General features: G+C 64.0%; 23 protein-coding genes. 16 read left to right on the plus strand and 7 right to left on the minus strand.

All coding sequences use genetic code 11. The features are described 5' to 3' along the window. Positions 1 to 13: 13 nt before the first annotated feature. Complete coding sequence (locus tag MMAR10_RS04555; RefSeq protein ID WP_041636787.1) at positions 14 to 355, plus strand: GIY-YIG nuclease family protein; 342 nt, start codon at positions 14 to 16, stop codon at positions 353 to 355. 197 nt (positions 356 to 552) lie between these two features. Here MMAR10_RS04555 and MMAR10_RS04560 read toward each other — a convergent pair whose 3' ends face one another. The 3 genes from MMAR10_RS04560 to MMAR10_RS04570 are packed head-to-tail and all read right to left on the minus strand — an operon-like array spanning position 553 to position 4,584. After that, positions 553 to 2,823 (minus strand): S9 family peptidase, encoded by a 2,271-nt coding sequence (locus tag MMAR10_RS04560; protein WP_011642818.1) that lies wholly within the window; start codon positions 2,821 to 2,823, stop codon positions 553 to 555. Positions 2,824 to 2,846: 23 nt separating this feature from the next. Further along, positions 2,847 to 3,254 (minus strand): peptide-methionine (R)-S-oxide reductase MsrB, encoded by a 408-nt coding sequence (gene msrB / locus MMAR10_RS04565; protein WP_011642819.1) that lies wholly within the window; start codon positions 3,252 to 3,254, stop codon positions 2,847 to 2,849. Between the two features lie 4 nt (positions 3,255 to 3,258). After that, on the minus strand, positions 3,259 to 4,584 hold the full coding sequence (locus MMAR10_RS04570) for an MFS transporter (protein WP_233353868.1): 1,326 nt from the start codon (positions 4,582 to 4,584) through the stop codon (positions 3,259 to 3,261). A gap of 135 nt (positions 4,585 to 4,719) precedes the next feature. Here MMAR10_RS04570 and MMAR10_RS04575 point away from each other — a divergent pair, with 135 nt between their 5' ends. Beyond that, complete coding sequence (locus MMAR10_RS04575) at positions 4,720 to 5,151, plus strand: DoxX family protein (protein ID WP_049755656.1); 432 nt, start codon at positions 4,720 to 4,722, stop codon at positions 5,149 to 5,151. Between the two features lie 86 nt (positions 5,152 to 5,237). Then, positions 5,238 to 6,329: a DUF2336 domain-containing protein gene (locus MMAR10_RS04580; RefSeq protein WP_011642822.1), complete on the plus strand. Its 1,092-nt coding sequence runs from the start codon at positions 5,238 to 5,240 to the stop codon at positions 6,327 to 6,329. A gap of 418 nt (positions 6,330 to 6,747) precedes the next feature. On the opposite strand, the gene MMAR10_RS04585 is transcribed toward MMAR10_RS04580, so the two are convergent. After that, on the minus strand, positions 6,748 to 7,092 hold the full coding sequence (locus tag MMAR10_RS04585) for a GIY-YIG nuclease family protein (protein ID WP_011642823.1): 345 nt from the start codon (positions 7,090 to 7,092) through the stop codon (positions 6,748 to 6,750). Positions 7,093 to 7,263: 171 nt separating this feature from the next. On the opposite strand from MMAR10_RS04585, the gene MMAR10_RS04590 reads away from it, so the two are divergent. From MMAR10_RS04590 to MMAR10_RS16035, 12 genes are all read left to right on the plus strand, one after another. After that, positions 7,264 to 7,767, plus strand: coding sequence for a Na+/H+ antiporter subunit E (locus tag MMAR10_RS04590; protein ID WP_011642824.1), 504 nt, complete (start codon positions 7,264 to 7,266; stop codon positions 7,765 to 7,767). After that, on the plus strand, positions 7,767 to 8,084 hold the full coding sequence (locus MMAR10_RS04595) for a monovalent cation/H+ antiporter complex subunit F (protein ID WP_011642825.1): 318 nt from the start codon (positions 7,767 to 7,769) through the stop codon (positions 8,082 to 8,084). Before MMAR10_RS04590 ends, MMAR10_RS04595 begins: the two co-directional genes overlap by 1 nt. Further along, complete coding sequence (gene mnhG, locus MMAR10_RS04600; protein ID WP_011642826.1) at positions 8,081 to 8,452, plus strand: monovalent cation/H(+) antiporter subunit G; 372 nt, start codon at positions 8,081 to 8,083, stop codon at positions 8,450 to 8,452. Before MMAR10_RS04595 ends, mnhG begins: the two co-directional genes overlap by 4 nt. After that, complete coding sequence (locus MMAR10_RS04605; RefSeq protein ID WP_011642827.1) at positions 8,449 to 9,018, plus strand: DUF4040 domain-containing protein; 570 nt, start codon at positions 8,449 to 8,451, stop codon at positions 9,016 to 9,018. The genes mnhG and MMAR10_RS04605 overlap by 4 nt, the downstream gene beginning before the upstream one ends. Before the next feature lies 1 nt (position 9,019). Continuing rightward, complete coding sequence (locus tag MMAR10_RS04610) at positions 9,020 to 9,478, plus strand: Na(+)/H(+) antiporter subunit B (RefSeq protein WP_011642828.1); 459 nt, start codon at positions 9,020 to 9,022, stop codon at positions 9,476 to 9,478. A 2-nt stretch (positions 9,479 to 9,480) separates the two neighbouring features. Beyond that, the gene (locus MMAR10_RS04615; protein WP_011642829.1) at positions 9,481 to 9,996 is read left to right on the plus strand and encodes a cation:proton antiporter subunit C; all 516 of its coding nucleotides are present in this window, start codon (positions 9,481 to 9,483) and stop codon (positions 9,994 to 9,996) included. Continuing rightward, entirely contained in the window at positions 9,996 to 11,519 is a 1,524-nt protein-coding gene (locus MMAR10_RS04620) for a monovalent cation/H+ antiporter subunit D family protein (protein ID WP_011642830.1), read from the plus strand. The genes MMAR10_RS04615 and MMAR10_RS04620 overlap by 1 nt, the downstream gene beginning before the upstream one ends. A 4-nt stretch (positions 11,520 to 11,523) precedes the next feature. Next, the gene (locus MMAR10_RS04625) at positions 11,524 to 13,005 is read left to right on the plus strand and encodes a proton-conducting transporter membrane subunit (protein WP_011642831.1); all 1,482 of its coding nucleotides are present in this window, start codon (positions 11,524 to 11,526) and stop codon (positions 13,003 to 13,005) included. Beyond that, the gene (locus MMAR10_RS04630; RefSeq protein WP_011642832.1) at positions 13,002 to 13,319 is read left to right on the plus strand and encodes a hypothetical protein; all 318 of its coding nucleotides are present in this window, start codon (positions 13,002 to 13,004) and stop codon (positions 13,317 to 13,319) included. Before MMAR10_RS04625 ends, MMAR10_RS04630 begins: the two co-directional genes overlap by 4 nt. Further along, positions 13,316 to 15,043 (plus strand): Na(+)/H(+) antiporter subunit D, encoded by a 1,728-nt coding sequence (locus MMAR10_RS04635; RefSeq protein ID WP_011642833.1) that lies wholly within the window; start codon positions 13,316 to 13,318, stop codon positions 15,041 to 15,043. Before MMAR10_RS04630 ends, MMAR10_RS04635 begins: the two co-directional genes overlap by 4 nt. A gap of 160 nt (positions 15,044 to 15,203) precedes the next feature. Next, positions 15,204 to 15,590, plus strand: a complete 387-nt coding sequence (locus tag MMAR10_RS04640) for a helix-turn-helix domain-containing protein (protein ID WP_011642834.1) — start codon at positions 15,204 to 15,206, stop codon at positions 15,588 to 15,590. After that, complete coding sequence (locus MMAR10_RS16035) at positions 15,587 to 16,300, plus strand: DUF6456 domain-containing protein (protein ID WP_011642835.1); 714 nt, start codon at positions 15,587 to 15,589, stop codon at positions 16,298 to 16,300. The genes MMAR10_RS04640 and MMAR10_RS16035 overlap by 4 nt, the downstream gene beginning before the upstream one ends. 418 nt (positions 16,301 to 16,718) lie before the next feature. On the opposite strand, the gene MMAR10_RS04650 is transcribed toward MMAR10_RS16035, so the two are convergent. From MMAR10_RS04650 to MMAR10_RS04660, 3 genes are all read right to left on the minus strand, one after another. Continuing rightward, positions 16,719 to 17,138: a SufE family protein gene (locus MMAR10_RS04650; RefSeq protein ID WP_011642836.1), complete on the minus strand. Its 420-nt coding sequence runs from the start codon at positions 17,136 to 17,138 to the stop codon at positions 16,719 to 16,721. Between the two features lie 110 nt (positions 17,139 to 17,248). Then, on the minus strand, positions 17,249 to 17,566 hold the full coding sequence (locus MMAR10_RS04655; protein ID WP_011642837.1) for a hypothetical protein: 318 nt from the start codon (positions 17,564 to 17,566) through the stop codon (positions 17,249 to 17,251). 229 nt (positions 17,567 to 17,795) lie between these two features. Beyond that, positions 17,796 to 18,797 (minus strand): hypothetical protein, encoded by a 1,002-nt coding sequence (locus MMAR10_RS04660; RefSeq protein WP_150099705.1) that lies wholly within the window; start codon positions 18,795 to 18,797, stop codon positions 17,796 to 17,798. Positions 18,798 to 19,023: 226 nt separating this feature from the next. Here MMAR10_RS04660 and MMAR10_RS04665 point away from each other — a divergent pair, with 226 nt between their 5' ends. Then, a complete protein-coding gene (locus tag MMAR10_RS04665; RefSeq protein ID WP_049755657.1) occupies positions 19,024 to 20,763 on the plus strand; it encodes a PAS domain-containing sensor histidine kinase in 1,740 nt (579 codons plus the stop codon). Positions 20,764 to 20,809: the final 46 nt, after the last annotated feature.

Here is a 20,809-nt window from a genome sequence, read left to right on the forward strand (position 1 = left end):
TATAATTGCATTCATGTTTCACGTTTACCTGCTCACCTCCCACAAGAACGGCACGCTCTATTGCGGGGTCACGCGCGAATTGCTGGCGCGGGTCTATGCGCACAAGGTTCGCAAGGCGGGCGGGTTCACGGCGCGCTACGGCGTCGATCAGCTGGTCTGGTTCGAGAGCCATGAGCTCGTCAATAACGCGATCACGCGGGAAAAGCGGATCAAGCGCTGGCGGCGGGCCTGGAAAGTGAATCTGATCGAGACGACCAATCCCGACTGGCGGGACCTCTATTGGGAAATGGGCGGCATTGATCCGCGCGAGGTCGTGCCGGATGGCATGCGGGCATGGGAAAGCGATAAGGTCTGACGCCGTTTGTCATCCCCGTCGGATGTCCGGCGAAGGCCGGACGCAGGACGGGGACCTAACAGGTCGCCACCGGTTAGGTCCCTGACTTTCGCCCGGCCTTCGCCGGGCGTCCATCAGGGATGACAACGGCAAGGGGAAACGCACAAAAAAAGCCCGGTCCAAGGCCCGGGCTTTTTCCATTTCACTCACACGCGCCGCTACTCCGCCGCGATGGCGTCCACTTCATCATCGGCGAGGCCGACGACCATCAGGGCGAAGGCCCAGTTGAGGGCGGTTTCGCGCAGGCTGTCGAAGCGGCCTGAGGCGCCGCCATGGCCGGCGCCCATATTCATCTTGAGCAGGGTCAGGCCGTCATCGGTGCGGCGATCGCGCAGCCGGGCGACGAATTTGGTCGGCTCCCAATAGGTGACGCGCGGATCGGTGAGGCCGCCCGTGGCCAGGACATGGGGATAGGCCATTTCCTGGATCTGGTCGTAGGGCGAGTATTCGATCATCGTCTGATAATCGTCCGCGCTCTCGATCGGATTGCCCCATTCCGGCCATTCCGGCGGCGTCAGCGGCAATTCGGGATCCGACATGGTGTTGATCACGTCGACGAAGGGAACAGCGGCAATGGCACCGGCAAACAGGTCGGGCTGCAGGTTGATCGCCGCACCGACCAGCAGGCCACCGGCCGAGCCGCCATAGGCAACGATCTGGCCGCGAGAAGTATAGCCCAGCTCGGCGAGGGCTTCACCGGAAGAGACGAAGTCCCGGAAGGTGTTGATCTTCTGCTCCAGCTTGCCATCGAGATACCATTGATAGCCATTGGCCATGCCGCCGCGGATATGGGCGGTGGCATAGACCATGCCGCGATCGACCAAGGATAGCGGGGTGACGCGGAAGGCGGCCGGAATGGTGATCCCGTAGGAACCATAGCCATAGAGCATCAGCGGCGCGCTGCCGTCGATCGGCGTGTCGCGGTGGTGCAGGATGGTGACCGGGATCTGCGCCCCGTCATGACCCGGCGCCATGATGCGGCGGACGACATAGTCGTCCGGATTGTGACCTGAGGGGACTTCCTGGCGCTTCAGCAGCGTGCGCTCCTGGCTGCGCAGGTTGAAGTCATAGGTTTCTTCCGGCGTCGACGGGCTCTCATAGGAGAAGCGCAGAATGTCGGTCGCGAACTCGTATCCGGCCGAGGCGCCCAGCGAATAGGCCTCCTCGTCGAAGTCGATATTGTATTCCTCACCGGTGGCGTATTCGTGCACGACGATGCGCGGCAGGGCGTTTTCGCGCTCGACGCGGACCTGCCAGTCGGCAAAGCCGATCACGCCATTGATCAGCGTGCCGGGGCGGTGCGGGACAAAGTCCTCCCAGTTTTCGCGGCCCGGATTGTCGAGCGGGGCCGACATGATCTTGTAGTCGACCGCGCCGTCGATATTGGTGCGGAAGTAGAAACGGTCCGAGGCTTCGGTGAGATAGTATTCGACATCATCCTCGCGCGCCGCGATCAGCACCGGCTCGGCAGCCGGATCATTGGCGTCGATCAGCCGCATCTCGTTGGAGGTATGACCGCCGGCATTGATGACAATGTGGTTGTTGTTATCGCTCAGGCCGACCGAGACGAAAAAGCCGTCATCGGGCTCCTCATAGACCAGTTCGGACGGGCCGCCATTGGCCGGCTGGCGATAGACGCGCTTGGAGCGGCCATTATCGTCGCGCCAGACCCAGTACAGGGTGGCGCTGTCATTGGCCCAGGTGAAATCGCCCGAGCTTTCATCGGTCAGGGTCGCGACGATGGCGCCGGTGGCGACATCCTTGACCCGGATCTCGTAATATTCCGAGCCGCGCACATCGACGCCGAAGGCGACATAGCGGTGGTCGGGCGAGTGTTCCATGTCGGAAAAATCGAGATAGTCGAAATCGGCTGCTTCGGCGTCACCATCGACCAGGACTTCCTCATCGCCCATCGGCTCGCCGGTTTCCGGATTGACCGGACGGCGGGCGAAGACCGGATACTGGCCGCCTTCGCGATAGCGGGTGTAGTAGGCATAGTCGCCATCGCGCTCGGGCACCGAGCTGTCATCTTCCTTGATGCGGCCGCGGATCTCCTGGAAGATTCGTTCCTGCAGCGCTTCGGTCGGTGCCATGACATTGTCGAGATAGGCGTTCTCGGCGTCGAGGAGCTCGCGGACATCGCTGTCCAGCACCTCAGGCTCGCGCATCACCTGCTGCCAGTTCTCGTCCTTGATCCACTGATACTCGTCGACCCGGGTGAAGCCGACCTGTTCGATCGTGACCGGGCGCTGTTCGGCGCGCGGCGCCTCGAGCCCCTGGGCGCGGGTGATCAGCGCCCCGTGCGTGGTGACGGATGAAGTATTGGCGGCCGAAGTGTCGGTCGTCATGGCAGTCTCCTGGCTACAGGCGGCAAGGGCGAGGCCGAGAAGGCCCGCACCGAGACGCCCGGCAAGCGGCAAATAACGCATGAAATTCCCCTCAAGATACCGGTCTATTCTTCGCTGGCGGCCGGCTGGAAGTCCAGCACGCCGCCATTGGTACAAAAACGCTGACCGGTCGGCTGTGGCCCGTCCGGGAAGACGTGGCCCAGATGGGCGCCGCAATTGGCGCAATGGATTTCGGTTCGCGGCAGGCGCAGTTTGAAGTCGGTCTTGGTCTCGACCGTGTCGCTGTCCAGCGGTTGCCAGAAGGAGGGCCAGCCCGAGCCGCTGTCATATTTGTGGTCCGAGGCAAACAGGGGCGTATCGCAGACCTTGCAATGATAGCTGCCGTCGCGCTTTTCGGCGTTGAACGGGTGGGTGAAGGCGTGCTCGGTGCCTTCTTCGAAGGCAATGGCATAGGTGTGCGGGTCAAGCCTGGCCTTGAGGGCCTCGATCTCGGCTGCGCTCAGTCGCGGCATGTCTTTACTCCGGCGTGACGGGGGGCGTGGCGGGGGGCGTGGGGGTGGTCCCGGCAGCGGGCAGCGCGTGGGGCTGGCCTCGCCTCACTGACAATATGGGGGTGGTCAGGCAGATGACCAACAGCACGGCTCCCAATCCGAACATCGGGATGAGGGCCGAGACATTGGGGCCCAGCTGCCCGACGACCACGCCCATCAGGACCGCGCCCGCGGGCATGCCGCCGAACAGGCCGAGCTGATAGACCGACATGACGCGGGCCAGCTTGTCCGGCGGGGCCTGTTCCTGCACCACCGAGCGCGACAGCGAAATGGCCACGCCGGCGCCCAGCCCCCAGCCGAAGACCAGCAGGTAGAGCGACCAGAAGGGCAGATGGAAATAAAAGGCACCGGTCGCCATCACCGTCACCGCCTGGGCCAGGATCAGCGCCCGTCCGGGGCGTTCGATCTGACCGAATTTCACCAGTGCCACATTGGCCACCAGGGCGCCGACCCAGAAGGCGACCATCAGGCTGGCAATCTCCGGAAAGCCGCCGCCATAGCTTTCGCGGATGATGAGCGGGATCAGGACGAGGAAGGAGCCGCCGACCACCAGAATGCCCAGCGCGATCATGATCAGTGTCATCGGCATCAGGACCGGCGAGGTGAAAACCGCTTTGACGCCATCGGCGAGATCGGCCATCGGGTGGGCGGTCGAGGTGTCCCGCTTGGAACCCAGGCGCGGCAGGAAGGCGGCGGAAATGCCACCAATGCACAGCCCGGCCGCCTGCATAAGAAAGAGCGCGCCCGGGCCCGTATAGGCCGCGAAATAGCCCACTGCCATGCCGGCGATCTGGGCGCCGAACTGCACCGCCGAGGCCATCACCACGGCGCGCTGCAGCTCAATCCCGCCATGACGGGTGCGGGCCGAGATGCGGACCACCGGATTGATGGCGCTGTCACGGGCCGGCATGACAAAGCCGCCGGCGACCCCGATCAGCAGGGCAAAGCCGACCATCACCCAATAGGTCAGGTGACCGGTCAGCAGCATCAGGCCCAGCGCGCCCGCCGACAGGCCGGCGAAAATGTAGAAATAGAAGACAATGCCGCGCCGGTCCTTGCGTTCGGCGAGGACGCCGGCGAAGGGCAGGAGCAGCATCATCGGTGCCGTCAGCGCGGCCTGCGCCAGTCCGAGCCGCTCCGGGCTTTCCTGCAGGGTGAAGGTGATGACACCGGGGAACAGGGTGGTCTGCAGGCCGAAGCCGAAAAACCAGCCCGCCACCAGCACCAGATAGGCACCGAAGGGCGGCATGCGAAGCTTGCGATTGCCGGCAAGGGGGCGAAAGACGGGCAAGGTGTGATCGGAGCTCGTGCGGACTGTGGGTCGCCGTTCTTGTGATCCGGCGTGATTTGTATTGCGCCTTGTCTAGCAACATGTTGGCCTTAAGCAAATCAACCACACCCGCAACAGGGTCAAATGAGGCGAATAATGAAATTCATCAAACCCGGCTTCGGCCTCCTGCTGGCGGCCTTCCTGATCTTCATGGGGTTACAGAAATTTGGCGCGGCCAATCCCGTCTTCAGCCATATCGCCGAAGCGTCGGGTCTGGCCTTCTTCGAACCGCAGGTGCGGATGCTGACGGGCGTGCTGGAGATTCTCGCTGCCGCGCTCCTGCTTGTCGGCGTCTTCATGAAGCGTTTTGAGGGTTTCGGAGCGGCCCTGTCGCTGGCCGTCATTGCCGGTGCCATCGTCTTCCACCTCTCGCCCTGGCTGGGCATCAACGCGCCGGTCGCCTTCACCGCGGATGGCGGCTATGAGCGCTCGCCAATGCTGTTTGGCATGGCGGTTGTGTTCGGCGCGATCTCGGCCGTGCTGGTCTGGATGGACCGGGAGAAGCTGCCTGTCATCAGCAAAGGGTGACAGGTCGGTCCGCGCCGCACACACCCACGATTCGTTAACGCGCAGGCCTCATCCTGCCTGTCAGACCGGATCTGACAGGCCCCATCATGGCGAATGCCGAACCCTTTGAGCTCAGCGAGCCCGTGACCACGCGTACCCGCGCCGTACTGGCCAAGCGGCTGGCCGATATTGTCGGCTTGCCGTCTAGCCGGATTACGCCGCGAGAGCGCTGGATCGTCGGTGACCTTCTGTTTGATGTGATCCGGGCCAGCGATATTGATCTGCGCAAACGCTGCGCCAAGCGCCTGTCAGGCCTGACCGATGCGCCGCATCGTCTGTTGCGCACCCTGGCCTGCGACGAGTTTGAGGTCGCCGAGCCGATCCTTGCCGATTGCCTCGCCCTGTCCGATTTCGACATGATGGAGATCGCGCGGGTCGGCAAGCTGCAGCACCGACTGGCCCTGGCCAATCGCGAGAACCTGTCGGCGACCGTGTCGGCCTCGCTGGCGGCGGCTGGCGAAACGCCGGTGATCGAACGCCTGCTGCGCAACAAGACCTGTGTCCTGGCCATGCCCACGGTCGACCATCTGGTCGGCATGGCGGCGGAGGAGGGCAATCTCGCCCACCTTCTGATCAAGCGCGAGGAGCTGCGTCCGACCCAGGCCTTCCGCCTGTTCTGGACCTGCGAGCACATGGCGCGGGCGCAGATACTCGAACGCTTTGCCGTTGACCGGACCATACTGATCGATGCGTCCGAGGATATCTTCCCGATGGCCGCCGCCGAGGATTGGTCCGACCCGATGGTCACCCGCATCCTGCGCTATATCGATCGCCGCCAGCGCAATCGCGAAGCCGCCGAGCTGAGCCCCTATGGCTCGCTGGAGGGCACGCTGGAAGCCATGGCGATGGACGGTGCCCTGCCGGAAATCGTCACCGAAATCTCGACCCTGGCCAATGTCGACCGTCGGCTGGTCCTGCAAATGGTCGACGACATGGCTGGCGAAGCAATCGCGGTCCTGTGCAAGGCAACCGGTCTGAAATGGCCCAGTTTCGAGAATTTCTGGCGCGGTCTCGGTCGTTCCCTGACCAGCGAACCCGTCCCGCAGGCCCGCAAGGTCTATGACAGCCTCTCGGTCGAAAAAGCCCAGACCGTGCTGCGCTACTGGAACCTGTCAATGGAAGACAAGGGCGGGAAATAGGGGGCAGCTTTGCGAAGCTCCACCCCGCTTGTCATCCCCGTCGGATGTCCGGCGAAGGCCGGACGCAGGACGGGGACCTACATGTGGCCGCCAGCTAGGCCCCTGACTTTCGCCCGGCCTGCGCCGGGCGGGAACCTGCGCCCGCGCAGGCGGGTGGCAGGGGTGACAAGGATGAGTGTCGCGGTTCTGCGCCGGTTGCCTGTCCCCGGTTTCCCGGATGATTGAGTGGCGCCGTCCAGTGTGTCGGTATGCGTGGCGGCTCAATGAATCCGTATCGGCTTCGCCCGATCGTCATCCTGACGAAAGTCAGGACCCAGTCGGCGCCGACGGATTGAGAGGGAATATGCGACCGCCTGTTTTCATTCGGACCGTCCATCTGGGTCCTGACTTTCGTCAGGATGACGGTTGGAGGGAGGTTTTAGTCCATAGGCGCCCACATCTGGATGCTCTCATAGAGGTCCTCCCAGCCAGGATTCATCTGCTCGATTAGAGTCAGTTTCCATTTTCGCCGCCATACCTTCAGTCGCTTCTCGCGTTCGATGGCAAAGCCGAAATCCTGGTGAAATTCATACCAGACGAGGTGCTTGACCCCGTATTTCCGCATGAAGGCAGAGCCTTTGCCCTCGCGATGCAACATGACGCGCATGGCGATATTCCCGGTCACCCCGATATAGAGGGTGCCGTTTCGTTGACTGGCCAGAATGTAAACGCACGGATGCTTCGCCAATGTGGCCCCCGCCGGCTTGGCCTTTCGTCGCGTCATAGTGATGCGTGGTCCGGGGCGGGGCTGTGACCCCGGTCACGCCGCGTTGTGACGCCCGGCAAGAAAAACCCTACGACGAGTGCGTCTGCATCTTCCCCGCCGCTTCGTCTGGTCAAGGCTCGCCTGTCGGGCTAATTACCGGGAAGCAGCGTTATCGCGCGGGGAGTTTCCATGTTCTATGGCATCAGCCTGACCGCCATTCTGGTGGCGCTCTGGCTCACCTTGTCCGGCCCGTTCACCCTGTCGGGGGATTATCCCATCGTGATGGGACTGGGCGTGCTCAGCATTATCGGCACGGTCGCCCTGACCTACCGCATGCGCATTGTCGATCGCGAGACCGTGCCGATCGGTCCGGCGCTGGCCCTGTTCACCTATTGGGGCTGGCTGGGCGGCGAGATCGTCAAGGCCAATCTGGCGGTTCTGCGGCTGGTGATGAAGCCGGAAATCGAAGTCGAGCCGCGCCTGATCCGGGCGCCGGCGGAGCAGCGCACCGACCTGGGCCGCTGCGTGTTCGCCAACTCGATCACCCTGACCCCGGGCACGGTGACGGTCGATGTCGAGGATGACGGTTTCCTGGTCCACGCGCTGGACAAATCCTTCACCGATCCGGCCGGATTCGCCGAGATGGGCGCCCGCTCCGACATCGCGTCGGATGGCAAGAAGAGGACGGACTGATGCATATCCTGATCTTTTTCGTCGCCATCGGCGTCGTCTTGGCCATGGCCATCATGCTGGCCCGCCTGTTCGCCGGGCCGACCCTGTATGACCGTGTGCTGGCCGCCAATTCATTCGGCACCAAGACGGTTCTCTTCTTACTCGTCTTTGCGGCGCTGGTGGGCCGTCAGGACGCGATCGACATCGCGCTCCTCTACGCCCTGATCAATTTCGTCGCGACCATCGCCATCCTGAAATTCTTCCGCTACCGCTCGCTGGAGATCGCCCTGGCGCAGATGTCGCTGCGCAAGGCGCTGGATGGGGAGTACGAGAAATGAGCCCCGCCGAGATTTTCCAGCATGCCCGTGACGTGTTCGCGATCGGGGCCATGGCCGTGGGCCTGGTGTTCGTGATTGCCGGCGCCACCGGTGTGATGCGCCTGCCCGATTTCTACACCCGCATGCATGCGGCCGGTGTCACCGACACGCTGGGTGCCGAGCTGATCATTGTCGGCCTGATCGCCCAGGCCGGCGACTGGCAGACGGCCGCCAAGCTGGCCCTGGTCGGCCTGCTGCTCTTCCTGACCAGCCCGACCGCCACCCATGCCATCGCCAATGCGGCCCACCGGGCCGGGCAGAAGCCGGATCTGGCCCATTTCAAGCCGAAACATCCCGCTGATGCGGCGTCCTCGGAGGCTTCCAAATGAGCCACGCCGACCTGACCCAGTATCTGGACTACACGCTGATCGCCATGTTGCTGGCTGTCGGTTTCTCAATTGTCCGTCTGCGCAACCTGTTCGCCGTGGTCATCCTGATGGGCGTGTACTCGCTGCTCTGCGCCGCCTGGTTTGTTTCGCTCGACGCGGTCGATGTGGCCTTTACCGAAGCCGCTGTCGGGGCCGGTATTTCTACCGTTCTGATGCTCGGCGCCATGCTGCTGACGGCGCGCGAGAGCGAGCCGGCCGGGGCCGGGCGTCACTGGGCCGCCTTCGCTGTCGTCGCTTCAGCCGGTGCCGCACTGTTCTTCGCCATTCCCGACATGCCGGTCTATGGCGATGCGGAAAGCCCGGCCAATGCCTATCTCGGCCGTGAATTCATGGAACGCACGCCGCAGGACATCGCCGTGCCCAATGTCGTCACCGCCGTGCTGGCCAGCTATCGCGGTTATGACACCTTCGGCGAAACGGTCGTGGTCTTCACGGCTGCGCTGGGTGTGATGCTGCTGCTGGGCTTTGGCTCCGGCGGCCGCCGCAAGGAAGAGGAGGAGGACTGACATGTCACCGCACCTGATCCTTCGCGTTGTCTCCAAACTTCTGATCCCGCTGATCGTGATCTTTGGCCTTTATGTGCAGTTCCACGGTGATTTCGGTCCCGGGGGCGGCTTCCAGGCGGGCGTGATCATCGCCGTCGCCGTGATCCTCTATGCGCTGATCTTCGGCATGGACGAGGCCCGCCGCGCCGTGCCGCCGGGTGCCGTGCGCTATGGCGCCGCGCTGGGCGTGCTGATCTATGCCGGTGTCGGCGTCGCCACCCTGTTCATGAACGGCGCCGGCGAACCGCTCAATTTCCTCGATTATGACGCGCTGCATCCCGACCAGGGTCACCATACCGGTCAGCATTACGGCATCCTGCTGGTCGAGCTGGGCGTGCTGACCACGGTCGCTTCGGTCATGCTGGCGATCTTCTATGCCTTCGCCGGCCGTGTGCCGGACATCCCGGATGAGGAGTGGTAGCGATGCTGGAGATCCTCGCAGAGCGCTTCAACTACATTCCCATCATCATCCTGATGATGATCGGGCTGTATGTGGTCATCGCCACCGGCAATCTGGTCAAGCGATTGGTCGGCCTGTCGCTGTTCCAGACCTCGGTCTTCCTGCTCTACATCACCATCGGCAAGGTGTTTGGCGGTTCGCCGCCCATCATCGCCGATGACGGCCATCATGGTGAAGACGCCGGCCATGGAGCCGAGGCCGGATATGGTGCCGAAGCCGCCGTCGCGCATGGCGCGGATGCTGGCGAGCACGCCACCGAGGCCGCCGACCATGCCGTCGACGCTGCCCACCAGGTGGCTGAAATCGCCTATTCCAACCCGCTGCCGCACGTCCTCATCCTGACCGCGATCGTGGTCGGCGTGGCGACCCTGGCGGTCGGTCTGGCGCTGGTCGTGCGCATCCGGGAGGCCTACGGGACCATCGAGGATGACGCCCTGAACACCGCCGACTACTCGCTTGAATCCGGGAGCGCCGAATAATGCAGTTTCTGGCCGATTTCCTGCCCGCCGGCATCGCCATGCACGCGCCGGCGCTGATCGTCGTCATCCCGCTGATCATGGCCGCAGTGTCCGCCCTGATGCCGAATGGCCGGCTGGGCTGGCTGGTGACGCTGATCACCTCCGCCCTGGTCGCCGTCCTCGCCCTCAACCTTTTGGGCCAGGTCGCGACGCAGGACGTGATTTCCTATCATCTGGGGGGCTGGGCACCGCCGCTGGGCATCGAATACCGCGTCGATATGCTCAATATCCCGCTGCTTCTTGTGGTCGGGATTGTCGGCTTCCTGTGCGTCATCTACGCCCTGCCGAGCGTTGCCGACGAGATCGCCGAGAACAAGCAGGCGCTGTTCTATTCGGCCTTCCTGGTCTGTTTCGCCGGCCTTCTGGGCGTGACCATCACCGGCGACGCCTTCAACGTCTTCGTCTTCCTCGAGATCTCCTCGATCTCGACCTATGTCATCATCGCCATGGGCGCCGGCAAGGATCGCCGTGCCCTGACGGCCAGCTATAACTACCTGATCCTCGGCACGATCGGCGCCACCTTCTTCGTCATCGGTGTCGGCTTCCTCTATATGGCGACCGGAACGCTGAACATGGCCGACATGGCCGCGATCCTGGAAGAGACCGGTCACAACCGGGTCACCCAGGCGGCCTTCGCCTTCATCGTGGTCGGCCTCGGCCTGAAGGCGGCGATGTTCCCGCTGCACCTGTGGCTGCCCAACGCCTATGCCTTTGCGCCGAACTTCGTCACCGCCTTCCTCGCCTCGACGGCGACCAAGGTGGCGTTTTACGCGCTGATCCGCTTTTTGTTCTCGGTCTTCCATCCCGATGTCAGCTTCGTGTCGATGTCCTTCACCTGGCTGTTTGCCGTGGTCGGGACGATTGCGATGGTCGTCGCCTCCCTGCAGGCGGTCTTCCAGACCGATGCGCGCCGTTTGCTGGCCTATTCCTCGGTGGCCCAGGTCGGTTACATGATGCTGGGACTGGGCATGGGTACGGCCTCGGGCCTGTCGGCCGGCCTGTTGCACCTGATGAACCACGCCCTGATGAAGGGCGCCCTGTTCATGGCGCTGGGCGCTTTCGCACTCAATTTCGGCGTCCGCCGGGTCAAGGACCTGGCCGGAATGAGCAAGACCATGCCGGCGTCGGCGACCGCCTTCACCATTGCCGGCCTGTCGCTGGTCGGCGTGCCGCTGACGGTCGGTTTCACCTCGAAATGGTATCTCGTCACCGCCGCGCTCGAACGTGGCTGGTGGTGGGCTGTGGCGGCCTTGATGCTGTCCTCGCTGCTGGCCCTGGCCTATGTCGCCCGGCTGCTGTCGGCGATCTGGATGGACGCTCCGCCCAGCCATCATGGCGAGCTGATGCAGCGTCGCCTGGCACCGTGGATGGTGCTGGTGCCGATGAGCTTCCTGGCCCTGGCCAATGTCTATTTCTTCTTCCACGCCGACCCGCTGGTCTGGCTGGCCCGGTCCGCGGCGGAAGCCGTGATGGGAGGGAATTGAGCTGATGTGGACGCCTGAACTCTCTCTCGCCCTCGCCCTGGTCCTGCCGGCCCTGGGCGGTGTCTTCGTGGCCCTGCTGGGCTCGCGGCCCAATCTGCGCGAGGCAGCGACGCTGATCGCGGCGGTGCTGCTGGCCTTCAATGTCGCCTATCTGGTCGAGATCGCCCAGGGCCATCCGACCCTCGATCTCGCCACCCTGGCGCCGGGCCTGCACCTGGTCTTCAAGCTGGAACCGCTGGGCGCGATCTTTGCCGCTGTCGCCTCGGGTCTGTGGATCGTCAATTCGCTCTATTCGATCGGCTATATGCGCGGCAATAACGAGAAGAACCAGACGCGTTTCTATGTCTGTTTCTGTATCGCCATTGCCGGTGCCATGGGCGTGGCCCTGTCGGGCAATTTGCTGACCATGTTCCTCTTCTACGAGGTTCTCACCCTGTCGACCTATCCGCTGGTCACGCACAAGGGTGACGCCAAGGCCAAGCGCGGCGGCGCGATCTACCTGTCCATCCTGCTGGGCACCTCGATCGGCCTGTTGCTGCCGGCGGTCATCGCCACGCATTTCCTCGCCGGATCGACCGATTTCGTCGCCGGGGGCCTTTTGGCCATCAACGAGATCACGCCGGCAATCTCCAGCGTATTGCTGGTATTGTTCGCCTTCGGGATCGGCAAGGCGGCGCTGATGCCGGTCCATCCCTGGCTGCCCAATGCCATGGTTGCGCCGACCCCGGTCTCGGCCCTGCTGCACGCGGTGGCCGTCGTGAAGGCCGGTGTCTTCGCCATGCTGAAGGTTGGCACCTATATCTTCGGACCGGCGCTGATCGCCATCACCCCGGCCGCCGATGCGCTGGCCTGGATTGCCGGCATCTCCATCGTGCTGGCCTCCGTGGTCGCCATGACCAAGGATAATCTGAAAGCCCGTCTGGCCTTTTCGACCGTCTCGCAGCTGTCCTATGTGACGCTGGGCGTGATGCTTGGCTCGCCGCTGGCCATGCTGGGCGGCGCGTTGCAGATCGTCATGCATGCCTGGGGCAAGATCACCCTCTTCATGAGTGCCGGCGCGATCTATACCGCCACCGGCAAGACCGAGATCTCGCAGATGGACGGGCTGGGCCGCTACATGCCCTGGCTGTTCATTGCCTACACCGTCGGGGCGCTGTCGATCATCGGCCTGCCGCCACTGGGCGGATCCTGGCCGAAACTCTTCCTGTTGCAGGGCGCCTGGGAAAGCGGGCATGGCTGGCTGATGGTGGCGCTGATTGCCTCCTCCATCCTCAATGTCGCCTATCTGCTGCCCTTGTCCGCGCGCGGTTTCTTCTCGCCGCCGGCCGAGGCCAAGCTGAAGAAGCAGCCGCCGATGCTGGTCATCCTGCCGCCGGTCATCACGGCTGCCGGCGTGGTGGTGCTCTTCTTCCTCATCGGACCGCTGCGTGACTATCTGGCGCCGGTCTTCCTGTCGTCGACCCTTGCTGCGGAGGCCGCACTGTGAGCGATCCTAACGGCAAACATGATGAACTGATCCACCCGGTCGCCCGGCCTTTCCTGTGGCTCGACTCGGGCTGGCTGAAGTCCTCGATGATCTGGATTTTCCTGGTCGCGACGCTGGGTTTTGTCGCCGTCGACTTCTTCCATCACCGCCATGAATACGTCCACCTGGCCGAATTCTACGGCTTCTACGCCATGTGGGGCTTCGGCGCCTTCGTGCTGGCCGTGATGATCGGCTGGTTCGTGATCCGCGGCCTGTTGGGCCGGGAAGAGGATTACTGGGACGGCGACAGTTCCGATGAGGAGGGCCAGTCATGATCGAAGCCCTCTACGACGTCTCACCGGCCTGGCCGGTCATCATCGCCGGCCTGCTGGCCGCGGCCTTCCCCTTCCATACCGCACGCAAGGGCCTGGCCCTGATCGCGCCGGTGCTGGCGCTGGGCCTGTGGTTCAATGCGCCCTCGGGTGACCATGTCGGCGGGCTCATCGAGCTGGGCGGTTTCACGATGGAAACCTTCCGCTTCGACGGGCTGTCGCGCATCTGGGGCCTGATCTTCATCATCGCCGCCTTCATCAACGGGCTTTATGGCCTGCACGAGAAGGACCGCATCGCCGATGCAGCCGGGCTGATCTATGCCGGTGCCGGCCTGGGCGCCGTCTTTGCCGGTGACCTGTTGTCCCTGTTCGTGTTCTGGGAGCTGACGGCGATTTCCTCGGTCTTCCTGATCTGGGGCGCCCGCAACAATGCCGCCTACAAGGCCGGCCTGCGCTATCTGGCCATCCACGTCCTGTCCGGCGTGCTGCTGCTGACCGGTGCGGTGATCCGGGCCAGCGAGACCGGTAGCTGGGCCTTCGACGAGACACTCTCGATCGAGACGCTGGGCGGTTTCCTGATCTTCATCGCCTTCGGCATCAAATGCGCCTTCCCCTTCCTGCACAACTGGCTGCAGGACGCCTATCCGAAGGCCACCATCACCGGCGCGGTCGTCCTCTCGGCCTTCACCACCAAGCTGGCCGTCTATGCGCTGGCGCGGGGCTATGCCGGAACCGACCAGCTGATCTGGATCGGCGCCATCATGACGGCCTTCCCGGTCTTCTTTGCCGTGGTCGAGAATGATCTGCGCAAGGTGTTGTCCTATTCGCTCAACAACCAGCTGGGCTTCATGGTCGTGGGCATCGGTGTCGGCACCGAGCTGGCGATCAATGGCGCGGCGGCGCATGCCTTTGTGCACATCATCTACAAGGCGCTGTTGTTCATGAGCATGGGCGCGGTGCTGCTGCGGGTCGGCACGGTGAAAGCCTCCGAGCTGGGCGGCCTGTTCAAGTCGATGCCGGCCACGACGGTATTCTGCCTGATCGGGGCGGCCTCGATCTCGGCCTTCCCGCTCTTTTCCGGCTTTGTCGCCAAGGCGCTGACCCTGGCCGCCGTGGCCCAGGAGGGCCATTGGATGGTCTGGCTGGTACTGGTCTTTGCCTCCGCCGGTGTGCTCGAGCATTCGGGCATCAAGATCCCGTATTTCGCCTTCTTCAGTCACGACCGTGGCCATCGCGTCCGCGAAGCACCGGTCAACATGCTGATGGCGATGGGGATGGCGGCGCTGATCTGTGTCTATCTGGGTGTGAATTACGGCGTGCTCTACGAGCTCGTGCCTTTCCCGGAGGCGGCGCTGCACTATGAGCCCTACACCTTCGACCATATCGTCGGACAGATGCAGCTCTTGCTGGGGGCCATGTTCGCCTTCGCCTTCCTGGTGCGGATGAAATGGTATCCGGACGAAAAGCGCGGTGTGAATATCGACACTGACTGGTTCTACCGCCGCTTCCTGGCCAACACGCTCAATTGGTGCCACGCAATGTTCAGCCGTCTCTGGGCCTCGATCGGCAATGTGCTGGGCGGAGTCCGGCGCCGGACCGGCGGAAAACTGTTCGAGGTTTTCAGTCCTATCGGTGCCTTGAGCCGGGATATCCCCAGTGGTTTGCTGGCCATCTGGACCAGCGCCCTCCTGGCGATCGTCCTGCTGATCGCCTATCTCGCGCCTTAAGTCTCAGGCACTTGCGGATTAGAAGAGGGCGCAACCCGCACAGGTTGCGTCCTCTTTCTTTACAACAAAAATAGGAATATTATCCCCACCTGGGTGTAGCCATCTTAGCATCACGTCGGTCGCGGCCATCGGGGCGCCGCGTCAGAACGGGAGCGTTCGGATGAGCCGTATCATGTGCAGACTGGAAGAGGATGTCGCCCGGGCCCGCCTGGCCCAGAGCGCCGTGGCTTACGCCTTCGGGATCTCGCAGCGCGAGCTGGAGGCACCGACCCGGCGATCGCGGGAGGCCGCTCTGGCCAGGCAGGCGGCGATGTATCTGGCCCATGTTGCCTTCGAGCTGCCGCTGACCCGCGTGGCGCTCGCCTTCGGGCGCGACCGCACGACAGCGGCCCATGCCTGTCATCGCATCGAGGACCGGCGCGATGACCGCGCCTTTGACGACTATATGGACGCGCTGGAAGCCGCCCTGCGCACCGCGCCGCGACTGAGCGGGCTGCAGCGTCTGGCCGGTCTGGAACGTTTTGAACGCCCGGAGCGCCTGACATGAGCGCGCCGCGCTGGATGCGCGCCCTGGCCCGGCCGGGCGCCCGCATGGTGCCGCCCGGGGATATCGAGGCGAGGGCGGTGGTGCTGCCGCAAGGAGATCGCCGCCGCCGCCCGACCTCACGCCTGTCGCCCAGCCGTTTCGAGGAGGCGATGCGCTGTGGCTGGCTGGCCAGGCGGGACAATGGCCTGGTCCTGTCCGCCGACGGTCAAGCGGCCCTGAAAGCTGGTACACGCGGAGAAGACCCCGACCCGGCCAGTCGACATCGTGAGATGGAGGAACGGCCGGTGATGGACCGGGAAGGTCACGTCTCAACAGCCAGGGCCAATCGCCGGGAAGGCCCGCTCGGTCCCTGGCTCGATGGCCTCGAGCCTCATCAGCGCCAGGCCGGCGAGCGCTTTATCGCCGACTATCACCGATCAACCCTGATGAGCCCGGTCACCCGCAACTGGTCCCCCACCGCCCAGCGCCGCAGCGAGGGCCGCCGTCATGGTCCCGAGGACGCAGCGGTAAGCGCCCTGGCCGCCAAGGAGCGGGTGATGAATGCGCTGGACGCCCTCGGCCCCGCCTTCGCCCGCGTCATCGAAGCCGCCCTGGTCCACGAAGACAGCGCCGCAGCGCTGGAGCGCCGTTTCGGCTGGGCGGCAAGGTCCGGGCGGACCGTGCTCGGCCTGGCGCTGACACGGCTGGCGGAGATCTATCGGCTGGTTTGAGGGAGGGCGGTCTCACCAAAGCTTGTCATCCCTGATGGACGCCCGGCGCAGGCCGGGCGAAAGTCAGGGACCAAACTGGTGGCCACCACATGGGTCCCCCCGCAACATTTTTCCCGGGCGTAGACCCGGGACCCACGAAACGACCCGGCAAGCGACAAGTCTCCCGTAGGTCCCGGATCGCGCTTGGGCGCGTCCGGGAAAAATGGAGTGTATGGCGGGATGCGAGCGGCGGCTCGCCCAGCGGGGGATGACGGCGACAGGCAAGCCACCAAACGCTTGTCATCCCTGATGGACGCCCGGCGCAGGCCGGGCGAAAGTCAGGGACCTATATGTTGCAACCACTTAGGTCCCCGCCTTGCGTCCGGCCTTCGCCGGACATCCAGCGGGGATGACAAAGGGGGCGGGCCAGCCCGTCCCCTCAAATCGCCGCCGCTTCACCCCGTATCCGGCTGATCATCGAGGCCAGACCGTTCGAGCGTTGCGGGGAGAGGTGTTCGGCGAGGCCGATCTTTGCCAGCACGTCGCGGGCGTCGACGGACAGGATTTCTTCGCCCGTGCGGCCGGAATAGAGGCGCACCATCAAGGCGGCGAGGCCGCGCACGATGTGGGCGTCGCTGTCGGCGCGGAAGGTGAGGGTATTGCCGGCAGTCTCGGTGACCAGCCAGACCTGGCTGACGCAGCCCTTGACCCGATTGTCCTCGGAACGTTCGTCCTCGGGCATGTCCGGCAGCGCCTTGCCCATGTCGATGAGATAGCGGTAGCGCTGCTCCCAGTCGTCCAGGAGGTCGAACTCGTCCACGAGATCGTCGATTTCGGTTTGGATGTCTTGTGCCGTCATGTCAGCGCCGACGTAGTGCGGGCGAGGCGGCGAGGCAAGCCGTCTGTGCGGTTTGCGGGCAGTCAGAGGGTCGTCAGGTCAGTGCGTCGGGCGGGTCGGGATGGTCGCGGTCAGGACTTCGCGCGGGACGGGGCGGATGCGTTGGACGGAGCGGAATGGCTGGCGGTCTGGCGGTCCTGATGGGTTTCGATGGCGTCACCGATCCGGTCCATTGCCATGCCCCCGAGGAAGGTGCCGAGGCGGGCGGCTTCCGAGCCGGCTTCACAGATGACTTCATTGTCGACGCACCATTCCGACACCTTGGCCGAGGCGTCGATCCGCGTTTCTGCCGTGTTGAACGGCAGATCCATCGCTTCGCCCGCAAAATCCTGCGGGACAAAGAAACTGACGACAGCAACCCAGAAGGCAGCGCGCAGCAGGAACATCATCTTCGACCTCATTCATGACCGAAACCGGGTGTACCGGTCTCAATGCAGGATAGAGGCTAGGAAGAATTCTGAGTAATAGCGAGCGATTACGGGCTTTACCGAAAACGGTGTGCGAATTCGATCCGCGAATTTTGTGTAAAATTGTCGACAAATTCTATCTTGTCCCTGATCGGGACACGATTTGTTAAGGATTGGCCGGAAACCGCAAACCTTTCCGATCAAATTTGACTCAATTCGCGCTGCTTCCCAGACAGCGGCTGACATCCATCAGCGCGTGTTCGGCGATGCAGAAGCTGTCCTCATACATGAAATGCCCGGCGGCGACGCATTGTTGCAGGTCAAGCCGGACCCAGGCGAGGCAGCGTTCAACCACCGGATCCGACAGCAGGGCCTCGACCACCTGGTCGGTGCGGGCCGGGTCGTCATTGTTCAGCGATTGCAGCGCCGCGACCGAAAGGATGCGGCCGATGCGGTCGCGATCGGGGTCGGGTGCCGCTTCACCCACGGTCAGGGTCAGCTGCGGCGCGACCGACGGGCGGTCGGACAGGGGGACCGACTCGATGCGGTCAAACAGGGCCGAGGCCGGCAGGCCCTGGTCGAAACCGCCGCTCAGCGTCATCAGCACTTCATCGGTCATGTCGATCGGCGCGCTGCCCATGTGCGACAGCTCGGCCAGGCGATCGGTGCGGTCGCCATGGCTGCGATTGGCCCAGCGCTCGCTCTGCAGGTCATAGGCGGCAGCGCGGTAACGAACCGACACATCCATGATCTCGGCGCTGTCGGCGGCCATGGCATCGACGACGGAGGCCTGGGCGTCCTCGGACGAGGCAAAGCTGGTGGCGTAGGTCGGGTCATACATCAGGCCGGTCATCGCGGCTTCGGGGCCGTAATAGTCTGCCAGCTCGCGGACTTCATCGAGATATTCCGGATGGCGGGCGGCGATGATGGCGGCATAGGCGATCCAGGCGCGGACCAGGCGTTCCTCGCCATAAAAGGCGGTCAACCGGTTCATGGCATCGTCGAGATCGCGTCCCGAGGCGATCGGTGCCGAATGAAGGTCGGCAATCACGGAATGATAGGCGGCGTATTCCCCGGCCGAGCGTTCGATCAGGGTCGGTTCGCGCGGGGTGGCCTGGTCAAGTTGCAGGACGGGCGCCGAGGCGGGAGCGTTGCTTGTCGGGGCCGCGGTATCCGGCGCGGTATTGTCCTGGGCAGCCAGGTTCATACTCATGCTCAGCGCGCCAATAGCAAGGACAGTCGTCAACATCACACATGCTCCTTTGAACCCGTCTCATACTGCCTCGCCTTGATGGCGCATCCAAGGGGCAGATGCGGATGAATTATCATGAGGCTTAGCCAATGAGACCGGTAAACGGACAAAGTTTAAGATTCAGCATTTGTTAACGTCGAAGGCGAAGATTCCATGCAGCTACAAAAGCGAGTCGCACCGGTTCAAGATGAAGCCGAAATCGCCTGCCATAACAGCCTGGTTCGCACGCCAGGGCGGAATGCTCGTCAACCTGATCTGGCTTGGCACGCTGGCGGCTGCCTTGCCGCGGCTGTGGCCAATCATTGACGGGACCGCCGTCGAGAAGTCGCTGCTGGTCGCGGCCATCGCCGCGCCGGCCCTGCTTTCCTTCATTCTCGTCCCGCGCATGGACCGCGCCTTCGAGCGTTTCCTGCTGGCGCTGGTCTGGACCGGCTTTGCGGTCGGCGTGACCCTGACCGGTGGCGGTGTCACCGGGATCGGCGTGCTGGCCTTCCTGCTGGCCCCGGCCATGGCGGCCGCCTGCGGTGAGCGCGACGGTGTGATCAAGGCGGCGGCCCAGTCCGGACTGGCCGCCCTTGTCATCAGCGGCCTGCAGCTGACCGGTTTTGTCGCGCCGGCGCCGATGGCCATCGAATTCCATCTGCCCTTCGTACTGGGCTGCGTGCTCACCCTGTCGACCGGCTTTGCCTTTGGTGCCCTGCGTGCCGTGCATGATGCCGACCTGGCGCGCGCCGAGGCTGAACGGGGGCGTGTCCGCGCCAAGGCCTTCGACGCCTCACCCGTACCGCTGGTCGCTTGCGATGCTGACGGCCATATCCTGGCCGCCTCGCGGGGCTTGCGTGACCTGTCGCCCGGCCTGCCGCGTGACCTGAAGGGCCTGCCGCTGGCCGATCTCGGTTTCGACGATGATGACCGCGCCCAGCTGGCCGCCTCTGGCCGCCGTGCCGCGCTGCGCGATGTCGAGGGACCACTCGTTGTGCGCGGGCCGCGCGGTCACAGCGAAGACGTGATCGTCAAGACGCGGCCCATCCATGGCGGCTCGGTCATCACCCTGTCCAAGGATAGTGGTCCGGCCCTGCAGGCCGCGCTGACCCAGGCCCGGCACGACCGCGAGGCCGCCGAAGAGGACGCCCGCGCCAAGTCGCAATTCCTGGCCTCCGTCAGTCACGAGCTGCGCACCCCGCTCAATGCCATTATCGGTTTTTCCGATGTCATGAAGGCGCGCCTGTTCGGGCCGCTGCCGGCGCGCTACGCCGAATATGCCGACCTGATTCATGAAAGCGGCCAGCACCTGATGGAGCTGATCGGCGACGTGCTGGACATGTCCAAGATCGAGGCCGACCGCTATGAGCTGGTCCGCGAGACCTTCGATATCGGGGAAGTGGTCAACCTGTCGGCCAAGATGATGCGCCTGCAGGCAGAAGAGGCCGGCATCAATCTCAAGATCAAGCGCCATGACGGCCCGCTTCTGGTCGATGGTGACCGCAAGGCCCTGCGCCAGATCCTGCTGAACCTGCTGTCCAATGCCGTCAAGTTCACGCCGAAGGGCGGTGCCATCGTGGTCATGGCCCGGGCCAGCGGTGGCCAGCTTGTGATGGCCGTCGGCGATAGCGGTGTCGGCATCGATCCGGAAGAAACCGCCCGTCTTGGCCAGCCCTACCAGCAGGCCGCCAATGCGCGTGACATCGAAAAGCGCGGCACGGGCCTCGGCCTGTCACTGGTTCGCGCCCTGTCGGAATTGCATGGCGGCTCGATGAATATCGCCAGCCGCAAGGGCGAGGGCACCACGGTGACCATTTCCCTGCCCATCCTCGCCGAAGACAAGGCCGACGTGGAACCCCATCCCGGCCTCGACGTCCGCCAGCAGATCCAGCGGGCCCAGGAAGCCAGCCAGGACATGACGGTGGTGAAGGCGGATGTGGCCTAGCCGCTGAGTCTCGCGACTCGTCGGCACTTCAAACATTTCCACCGTC

This window comes from Maricaulis maris MCS10, assembly GCF_000014745.1.
Lineage (GTDB): Bacteria > Pseudomonadota > Alphaproteobacteria > Caulobacterales > Maricaulaceae > Maricaulis > Maricaulis maris_A.

Excerpts from the sequence above, each read along its gene's own strand:
- MMAR10_RS04555 (WP_041636787.1), top strand. The coding sequence starts at position 14 with ATGTTTCACGTTTACCTGCTCACCTCCCACAAGAACGGCACGCTCTAT.
- MMAR10_RS04560 (WP_011642818.1), bottom strand. The coding sequence starts at position 2,823 with ATGCGTTATTTGCCGCTTGCCGGGCGTCTCGGTGCGGGCCTTCTCGGC.
- msrB (WP_011642819.1), bottom strand. The coding sequence starts at position 3,254 with ATGCCGCGACTGAGCGCAGCCGAGATCGAGGCCCTCAAGGCCAGGCTT.
- MMAR10_RS04575 (WP_049755656.1), top strand. The coding sequence starts at position 4,720 with ATGAAATTCATCAAACCCGGCTTCGGCCTCCTGCTGGCGGCCTTCCTG.
- MMAR10_RS04580 (WP_011642822.1), top strand. The coding sequence starts at position 5,238 with ATGGCGAATGCCGAACCCTTTGAGCTCAGCGAGCCCGTGACCACGCGT.
- MMAR10_RS04585 (WP_011642823.1), bottom strand. The coding sequence starts at position 7,092 with ATGACGCGACGAAAGGCCAAGCCGGCGGGGGCCACATTGGCGAAGCAT.
- MMAR10_RS04590 (WP_011642824.1), top strand. The coding sequence starts at position 7,264 with ATGTTCTATGGCATCAGCCTGACCGCCATTCTGGTGGCGCTCTGGCTC.
- MMAR10_RS04595 (WP_011642825.1), top strand. The coding sequence starts at position 7,767 with ATGCATATCCTGATCTTTTTCGTCGCCATCGGCGTCGTCTTGGCCATG.
- mnhG (WP_011642826.1), top strand. The coding sequence starts at position 8,081 with ATGAGCCCCGCCGAGATTTTCCAGCATGCCCGTGACGTGTTCGCGATC.
- MMAR10_RS04605 (WP_011642827.1), top strand. The coding sequence starts at position 8,449 with ATGAGCCACGCCGACCTGACCCAGTATCTGGACTACACGCTGATCGCC.
- MMAR10_RS04610 (WP_011642828.1), top strand. The coding sequence starts at position 9,020 with ATGTCACCGCACCTGATCCTTCGCGTTGTCTCCAAACTTCTGATCCCG.
- MMAR10_RS04615 (WP_011642829.1), top strand. The coding sequence starts at position 9,481 with ATGCTGGAGATCCTCGCAGAGCGCTTCAACTACATTCCCATCATCATC.
- MMAR10_RS04620 (WP_011642830.1), top strand. The coding sequence starts at position 9,996 with ATGCAGTTTCTGGCCGATTTCCTGCCCGCCGGCATCGCCATGCACGCG.
- MMAR10_RS04625 (WP_011642831.1), top strand. The coding sequence starts at position 11,524 with ATGTGGACGCCTGAACTCTCTCTCGCCCTCGCCCTGGTCCTGCCGGCC.
- MMAR10_RS04635 (WP_011642833.1), top strand. The coding sequence starts at position 13,316 with ATGATCGAAGCCCTCTACGACGTCTCACCGGCCTGGCCGGTCATCATC.
- MMAR10_RS04640 (WP_011642834.1), top strand. The coding sequence starts at position 15,204 with ATGAGCCGTATCATGTGCAGACTGGAAGAGGATGTCGCCCGGGCCCGC.
- MMAR10_RS16035 (WP_011642835.1), top strand. The coding sequence starts at position 15,587 with ATGAGCGCGCCGCGCTGGATGCGCGCCCTGGCCCGGCCGGGCGCCCGC.
- MMAR10_RS04650 (WP_011642836.1), bottom strand. The coding sequence starts at position 17,138 with ATGACGGCACAAGACATCCAAACCGAAATCGACGATCTCGTGGACGAG.
- MMAR10_RS04655 (WP_011642837.1), bottom strand. The coding sequence starts at position 17,566 with ATGATGTTCCTGCTGCGCGCTGCCTTCTGGGTTGCTGTCGTCAGTTTC.
- MMAR10_RS04660 (WP_150099705.1), bottom strand. The coding sequence starts at position 18,797 with ATGAGTATGAACCTGGCTGCCCAGGACAATACCGCGCCGGATACCGCG.
- MMAR10_RS04665 (WP_049755657.1), top strand. The coding sequence starts at position 19,024 with ATGAAGCCGAAATCGCCTGCCATAACAGCCTGGTTCGCACGCCAGGGC.